Source organism: Parapedobacter sp. ISTM3 (genome assembly GCF_016533505.1).
In the GTDB taxonomy this organism is placed as follows: Bacteria; Bacteroidota; Bacteroidia; order Sphingobacteriales; family Sphingobacteriaceae; genus Parapedobacter; species Parapedobacter luteus.
In genome coordinates this window covers 449,902-457,862 of sequence record NZ_JAENGN010000003.1, presented here as the reverse complement: position 1 = coordinate 457,862, position 7,961 = coordinate 449,902, and the positions used below count along the sequence as shown (strand labels likewise).

The following is a 7,961-nucleotide window of genomic DNA, read 5'->3' as shown; positions in this document are numbered from 1 at the left end:
ATCCTCGTTGTAGTATCCCCCATCTGCAACGCCCGTCACCACCGGTGCGGTCTTGTCAATGGTGACCGATAACCCGGCGGAAGCTTCTCCTAGTACTCCATCGGCACTCTCAACACGCGCCGTCAGCGTATAACTTCCCTCTTCTAATGTTGTCGAAGTAATCGTCCAATTGCCCGATTCATCTGCCAAAACAGATCCGATTTCGACTCCGTCGGCATACAGTCTGACAGTCGCGCTCGCCACGGCACCACTGCCGGAAACCGTCAATATGGTTTCATTCGTTATGTTATCTGAATCGGATATACCGGTATCGCTCGCCGGATCCAAATCCGGTGCAGAAGGGGCCGACGGCGGAGCATTCGTGGTAAAGCTGACTTCACTTCCGTATGCTGTTCCCTCACTGTTTACGGCATATGCGCGAACATAATAGGTAGTTGAGGCCGTAAGACCGCTTACCGCAACGGTAAATGCGCCTGTGCTTGCGGTAGCCGCAGCAACCTGTACACCCGACCCCTGAGCAAACCCTTCGGTAGCACTGTATTCCACGCCTCTCGCGGTGATTTCAGCATCTCCGTCGGCAGTTACGTTTCCTCCCAGGGTCGCTGAGACAGTTCCTATGGTAGCTGCTGCCGTTGTCGTTACGGTTGGTATCGAAACGGTCGGTGTTAGCTCAAATCTTGCTACCAAATCCTTGCTCACATCCATTGTCACGGTTAATGGATTATCTGTGCTGACGATATCCCCAAACCATCCAATGAATGAAGAACCCGCATTGGGAGTAGCGGTCAATGTGACCGTCGTATTCGGATCAAAAAAACTTTCAAACGCATTGGTTGCCGAGTTGATACCGGCGGGGTCGCTTGTCACCGTTCCATTTGCAGATAGTTCTTTATCTACCCCTACGTTCAATATAATCGGCTCCCGGCCATTGACGACGGGAATACGGAAGTCCATGGTGTTTCCATAGTCATATGTCCCACAAACGTTGGGTGACCCGTCGTACTGCATAATCAACCGGGCATAGAGATTGCCGTTGTAAGCGTCTTCTGGGACGGCAATTTCTCCCGTGTAGGTATGCGTGCCATTGAACGTATGAACCTGATCGAAAACCAGCTCCCCGGATGTACTGCCAGGTACACCGTCACGGTCAAAGTCAATCCAGATTTTAACAAATTCTCGGTATGTATTGTTTGTCTTTACGGTAATGCTCACCGGAATTGCCGTCCCAGCGGTTACGCTCGGTATCGATTCCGTCGTATAATCGTAATAACCGGGCCCTGTAAAATCCGTGTTTCCAGCGAAGGTCACGCCATTCAAAGTTACTGATGATACATATTCACAGCAAAATTGCTCCGGATATGATTGGCACAACGGACTTGAACTAATGCTTAATGTCGTTACACCTGACAAGGCCTCACAATCAGCCGAACTGACTACACAACGATATTGATTTCCCGCTAAAATCTGGTTGATTCCATTCAGTGAAAGCTTGCTGGTGTTTACCCCGCTATAACTACCGCCATCACTTAAGTCAGTAAAGGTATTTCCGTTATCTGTACTGACCTGCCACTGATAACTTAGTTCAGTTCCTGAGGCGCTGACAAAAATATTGGAATTGGAATTGGCCGCTACGGTCAACGTGGTGTTGATTACTTCCACAACAGGTGGCGTGCAGTCGTTGGTACCGTTGAGTAACACCAGCGGTGTAGCTTCGGTAAACGGAATCACCATAAAAAATGCAACGAGGGCATTAATCACGTAATATTTCAGTGATTCAAGGCCGGTTGAACGGCAAATAAGACTAAACATAGGTAGTATCTTAAGCTTGGGATAATTAATGTGAACGGATTATGGTCGATGGCAATAGCAACTTTTCAATAAGCTGGCTATTAGTGCCAATACCTAGCTGAAGTATTGGTACAATTGTAGAATAACGCATGAGTGGTAGATGTAAAAATTTCGCCTATAGTAACTATTTTGTTTTTCGTATATCGTTTGTAACAAACGGCGGCAAATATAGCAATCGGAACGCCATACTTACCTACCCAAATGGAAAGTTTTTTTTTATTCGCAAACTTGCCGGTTTGCCGGCAAATTGCAAAAACAAGCAACAATTTCCCCCGCCGGATTGTTGTGTCCTAAGGGAGTGCCATTGAATTAAGCTCCCGCGAAAGATAACAGCAAAAAATCGACACATCATGGAGCAGGATAACCGACCCAACGCCACCTCAAATGAAAGCGCAGAAGCCAAGCAATCAACCATGCGGAGTACTGGGCAAGAAACATCCAACATCCTCACCACCCGGCAAGGCCATCCCGTCTACGACAATCAAAGCTTGCGGACCGTGGGCAATCGAGGCCCCGCAACATTGGAGAACTACCAGTTTCTGGAAAAGATGTCGCATTTCGACCGGGAGCGTGTACCTGAGCGCGTCGTACATGCGCGGGGCGCCGGTGCGCACGGCATCTTCGAAGCCTACGGAACGGTCGGCGACGAGCCCATCGCCCGTTATACGCGGGCAAAGCTCTTCCAGGAAAAGGGGAAGATTACACCGCTGTTTGTCCGCTTCTCCACCGTCATCCATGGCGGGCACTCACCCGAAACGCTCCGCGACCCACGCGGGTTTGCCGTAAAGATGTATACCGAAGACGGCAACTGGGATCTCGTGGGCAATAACCTCAAAATCTTCTTTATCCGCGACGCGCTGAAGTTTCCGGACTTCATCCATGCGTTCAAACCCGATCCGGTGACAAACAGGCAGGATCCGGTGCGGCAGTTCGACTTCATCAGCAATACACCGGAAGCCATGCATATGATCACCTTTCTGTTTTCGCCGTGGGGCATTCCGGCCAATTACCGCCAGATGCAGGGGTCGGGCGTCAATACGTATAAGTGGGTCAATGAAGCCGGCGAAGCGGTGCTGGTCAAATATCATTGGGAGCCGCTCCAGGGTATCAAAAACCTCACTACGAAGGCGGCGCAAGAAATCCAGGCCAACAATTTCAACCACGCCACGCAAGACCTCTATGAAGCCATCGAGCGCGGCGACTACCCGCAGTGGGAGCTTTATGTGCAGCTGCTGCGTGACGACGATCATCCCGAGCTGGATTTCGACCCGTTGGATGACACCAAAATATGGCCGAAAGACCAGTTTCCCTGGCTCCCCGTCGGCCGCATGACATTAAACCGGAATCCCGTCAATTACTTCGCCGAAGTGGAGCAGTCGGCCTTCGGCACCGGCGTATTGGTAGACGGCTTGGATTTCTCGGACGACAAGATGCTGCAAGGGCGAACGTTTTCCTACTCCGATACCCAACGCTACCGCGTAGGTACCAACTACCTGCAACTTCCCATCAACGCGCCGCGCAAGCATGTGGCCACCAACCAGCGCGACGGGCAGATGGCCTACCATCAGGATATTGTAGACGGCATGAACCCGCACGTCAACTATGAGCCCTCCACACTGGGCGGCCTTCAGGAAGCGCCACGGCCCGGCAAAGATCATACACCGCACTACAACGCCGCTTTGGTGCGTGAAAAGATAGACCGCCAAAACAACTTCAAACAGGCCGGCGAAACGTATCGCGGTTTCGAGGAATGGGAACGCGAAGAGCTGATCTTCAACCTCTCGGATGCGCTATCGCGATGCCCTGCGCACATCCAGAACAAAATGGTTGAAATGTTTTACGCCTGCGATGAAGAGTACGGCCACCGGGTAAAAGAAGGGATCCGACAGGCGAGCGAGATGATGGAAGGCACGGGCGGAGCTTCAGCTGCTGCAGATAAGGCCGTCAAGCAAGCCGAAGCAAAAGGAAAGGATGCAGCGGCTTATTAATAGGTTTGAGCTATGACAACGGAAACACTGCCGGTCGACAAACTATTTGATGCGGCCCGTACGGGCGATGCTGCATTCATCCGGGCGCATGCCCATCGGTTGCGGCACGTTGATGAGCGGGATCCGCGCGGCTATACCCCATTGATCATCGCTGCGTACAACGGCCACCTTGAGGCGACAGAAGCGCTGCTCGACGCTGGTGCCGATGTAAATGCCCAAGATTATGGCGGCAATACGGCGCTGATGGGCGTATGCTTCAAGGGTTATCCGCAAATCGCGGAGCTATTGATCCGGCGCGGCGCCGACGTCAACCTCCGGCATGGCAATGGCGGCACAGCGCTGATGTTTGCGGCCCTATTCGGCCGCAATGAGCTCGTCAAGCTGATGCTGCATCACGGTGCCGACAAAACGGTGCGTGAGGTCCGTGGGCTTACCGCCCTTGACCTGGCCGTCCAGCAAGGCAACATAGCGGCCGTTGAGCTTCTGGCTGAGGGTTAGGCACCATGGTGCGTTTGCTCACGCCGTCCTTGCTCCCCTCGCATTCGTACAAAGCATCCGATACCTTTTCGATTTGGCCCCTTCAATAAGAAAATCGCCTGTTTTGGGATAGGTAATTCGATGGCCAGCACCCACTAGCTGCGTATAAAAGAAGGTTTCCCTTAGATTCCCTTTGTTGGGCTGTCCATTAGCCAATGCCAAACGTATCACCTGCGATACAAAAACAAGACAAAATCGTATCATGTAAGATACGATCCCAGCCCGAACAGCGCCCCCACCGACGGAAAAGAAACGTTATGCCATCAATTTATCGATTCGTCTTTTATTCGCTTGTTGCAACAGAGACGGGTATAGATTCAGTGCGACATTGACAAGCATCAATAGAAGTCCAAATTGGACGTTGCCCGCGATGAATTTCATCAATGCAATGATGACGACGAAGACAAAGCCCACCAAATGACTTATTTCGGAGATCGTCATCTCTTTCCGCAGCTCGTTTAAATCGGTCGCCGCACATTTATTTTTCAGGTGGATTTTTTGATTGAAGTATTTGAAAAACGTGTTTTTGACGATCCACTTAAAAGTTCCAAGGCCAATGCGTTTATTCAGCGTTTCGTCTTTCAGTAAATTCAGCGTTGACAGGTTTTTGTAATACGGCAGTTTGCTCAACACGGCATTGACGATCAATCCCACGGTCCAGGAGGAAATTGTTATCGCAAAGCTGTACAGGACGTGAGTCATCATCGTTATTAAATGTAAGTGCTGAACTGATTGGCACCAAAAATAGTAAATCAAACGCATTCATGCTTGGATTCAAACTGGAAGGAAGGCAACGGAAAAAAATATCACTGCATGGCTGATGGTGAGTTCAAGGATGAAATCGGCGCGGGCTCGTCAAAATCATCGCTCATCCAAAGTTTACCTTTGAGTAGCCCCACCCTTCTTTTCACCGCATCTTTATCGGCACTGCGTAGTTTCTTACTCAAGATAAAATCCACGAAATCTTCCACTTCTTGCTGATAAGCGGGAGGAATCTTTTTTACTTTTTCCAAAAGCTGAAGCTGCCCCATGTTCACCGGATTAAACACCCAAAGATAACAAAATATTTCCTTTTAACTTTTTTCTTCTGCTCTTTACCATTCAATAGCCGTTAAATAAAACAATACTTCGTAGTTGTCGTAATGCCCATGTGAACCAGCGCAAAGAGCACGCTAGATCCGTAAACGGCTATTTTCAGCGCCCGGTTACGTTAAGGACTATCCACAATTTCCTGGGAATTTCTCAGAAATTTCCGGAAGTCTTCCGTAAAACATCGAACTGCTCTTCTCATGGCGTTATCAGGTGTTTTTTACTTAAAGACCTTACTCCGCTTTAATCAGCGCAATTGCTCGCTCCAACACCTCATCGCGCCCTTCTTTAATGCCCTGGATGGTGGGCTTCACCTCGATATCCGGTACGATACCGAACCGTTGGGTTTCGCCGCCGTCCGGATAGTATATGCCAATGCCGCTGATTACCGTACGGATACCGCCAGGGAGCACAATCGGCGATATATTGCCGTCGGCGCCTGCCGTTGCTGAGCCCATCACGATCGCATTGGGGTGTACTCGGTAGGCCATGGCGTGGTATTCTGCCGAGCTCAGCGACATTTCGTTGACCAGGATAACCACCTTTCCGTCGTATCGTTTGCCATTTACGGCACCTACACTCATCGGCGGATCTATTACAAAAAGGCCCGGCTGCTGCACACTTCCCCTGCTAATCGCCACAAACGGAATGGGATGGGGCATCAAGTACGCACTCAATTGGTGGATGATGAAATGCCTTGGATAATTTCGGGCATCGATGATCAGTCCTTTCTTATCTTTTAGCCGGTTCCAGTACAGCGGAAGGTCCTTTGCGTTAAACGAGCCGTTGTTGATATAGGCGACATCATCACCCATGACCTTGAAATCCATATCCTCCACGTAGAACAGGTTGTTGAATTTCAGCTCACCGGGCGCGTACGTCTTCAGCACCTTGGAAAACCGCCGGCCGTCCCTCGTGACGTCTATCCGGATGGTCGAGTCGTTACTGCGCAGCAGCATCGGACCGATGTCGCTCAGTTTCCGCGCGTAGTTCGAAGCCGGTACATACTTCAGCAGTTCTTCCGTACGGTCGGCCACGCGCTTGCCGTTCACGGCCGTGATCACATCGCCCACTTCCAGCCCCGTAGCCTTACCCCATTCGTCGTGCCGGTATCCGGTTACCACGGCCTGTTCTTCTACAAAATGCACATCCACCGGCGCATGCCGCTCGCCGAAGAACCTATTCAGTACCGGATGGTTCCGTATCGAAGCATGCGTATCGTGTACCCGGCCGATCAATTCAAGCAATGTCAGCACGTATCCCTCCATATCACCCGCCGTCGCAAATTTCGGCACGAACTCGCCCAGCACATCTTTCCAATCTTCTTCGATGAGATTTTTATAGGGAAAAAAATACTGAATCATGTTCCAATACCGGTATAAGGCCAGCAGGCGCATGCCATCATCGGCCGGCACCATCCGCTCATAGGCCGTCTCATTCTTGAAATCGGGATTGCCCACATTCGGCATCATGCCAACGTAGTAATGGCTGCCCGTACGTTTGGCCTGCCGGATATCCGTCAGCAAGGCCGTCAGCGCATTCGAAAATCCGGATGTCGTTATCCAATCCAGGTCCGGTTGCAGCTTCGCCGTTACGGCTGGCTCGTCACCGCCCTTTTCTACCGGCCCCAGTTTCTGTATCCATTCCACCAGTGCATCATCCCTTTCCGTATTATTTTGAGCCGCCAATACAGTTGGTAATATGCGAAACAGCTCGTAATCCCAATTTACCGCGCCGCTGCCCACCGTGGGGTGGTAATATTTCACAAAGCCCCAGATCAACCCCAGCGCCTTCAGGTCCTGCGCTTGCTTTCCGCTCAAATCGGGCAGGTTGATGGTAGACCCCGTGTCAAACGCTGTATCCCGCTTTGCGGCCGCTTTCTCCAGTGGCGCCACGGTTGCAATATCTTTGCCATCGATGGTCACCGCAAGCCCGTCCACCCATAGCTTACCCTTTCCCGTCAACAGCGCTCCCAACACGATCCGTTCCGTTCGTTCAGGGGCCATATCCAGCGTAAACTCATAGCGTTTCCAATCCGTGGTACCCGAAATCTGCTCCTGCTGCATATTATTGAAGGCGATTTGCGGGTCGATCCGCATCCATAAACCCGCATACCCTTCCACGTTTTCTGTCTTGATGTATCCGGAAAGGGTGATTTTCTTGCCAGGATAATTTTCTGGCAGCACGAATGTCCATGTGTCGAAGGTCGGTTGCTCCCCGATAAATTCGAGCACCGCCGAATAGTTGCCGCTCTTAGTGACAACCGAGTCAAGCGATCGCCGATAGTCCTTATTGCCGTTGCCCACCCAGCCTATCGGGCTACCGGCGACTACCTGTTCAAAATCCAGGTTATACGTTGGATTTGAGCGCCGTGATTGGCACGTGCCCGATACCGCAAAAGCGAGCAGTAACAAAAAGAAAGTGGCTTTTTTCATGGTGAAACCGGCTTACGGACGGAACTTGATTAATTTTACGATGCAAGATAAAAAATAGCCTGTT

General features: G+C 50.9%; 6 protein-coding genes. 2 read left to right on the top strand and 4 right to left on the bottom strand.

Features of this window, described 5'->3' with window-relative positions:
* The coding region (locus tag JHJ32_RS06945; RefSeq protein ID WP_200120433.1) for an Ig-like domain-containing protein at nt 1–1,809 on the bottom strand (1,809 nt) is incomplete at its 3' end.
* Nucleotides 1,810–2,198: 389 nt separating this feature from the next.
* On the opposite strand from JHJ32_RS06945, the gene JHJ32_RS06940 reads away from it, so the two are divergent.
* Both JHJ32_RS06940 and JHJ32_RS06935 read left to right on the top strand, forming a co-directional pair.
* A complete protein-coding gene (locus tag JHJ32_RS06940; RefSeq protein ID WP_233632519.1) occupies nt 2,199–3,836 on the top strand; it encodes a catalase in 1,638 nt (545 codons plus the stop codon).
* Between the two features lie 12 nt (nt 3,837–3,848).
* On the top strand, nt 3,849–4,334 hold the full coding sequence (locus JHJ32_RS06935; RefSeq protein ID WP_200120432.1) for an ankyrin repeat domain-containing protein: 486 nt from the start codon (nt 3,849–3,851) through the stop codon (nt 4,332–4,334).
* Between the two features lie 294 nt (nt 4,335–4,628).
* Here the strand turns inward: JHJ32_RS06935 and JHJ32_RS06930 are convergent, their stop codons facing one another.
* The 3 genes from JHJ32_RS06930 to JHJ32_RS06920 all read right to left on the bottom strand — a co-directional run bounded on the left by JHJ32_RS06930 (nt 4,629) and on the right by JHJ32_RS06920 (nt 7,897).
* Nucleotides 4,629–5,078, bottom strand: a complete 450-nt coding sequence (locus JHJ32_RS06930) for a hypothetical protein (protein ID WP_200120431.1) — start codon at nt 5,076–5,078, stop codon at nt 4,629–4,631.
* A 101-nt stretch (nt 5,079–5,179) separates the two neighbouring features.
* A complete protein-coding gene (locus JHJ32_RS06925) occupies nt 5,180–5,404 on the bottom strand; it encodes a DUF2281 domain-containing protein (RefSeq protein WP_079716927.1) in 225 nt (74 codons plus the stop codon).
* 291 nt (nt 5,405–5,695) lie between these two features.
* Nucleotides 5,696–7,897 (bottom strand): S41 family peptidase, encoded by a 2,202-nt coding sequence (locus JHJ32_RS06920; protein ID WP_079716928.1) that lies wholly within the window; start codon nt 7,895–7,897, stop codon nt 5,696–5,698.
* Nucleotides 7,898–7,961 lie beyond the last annotated feature (64 nt).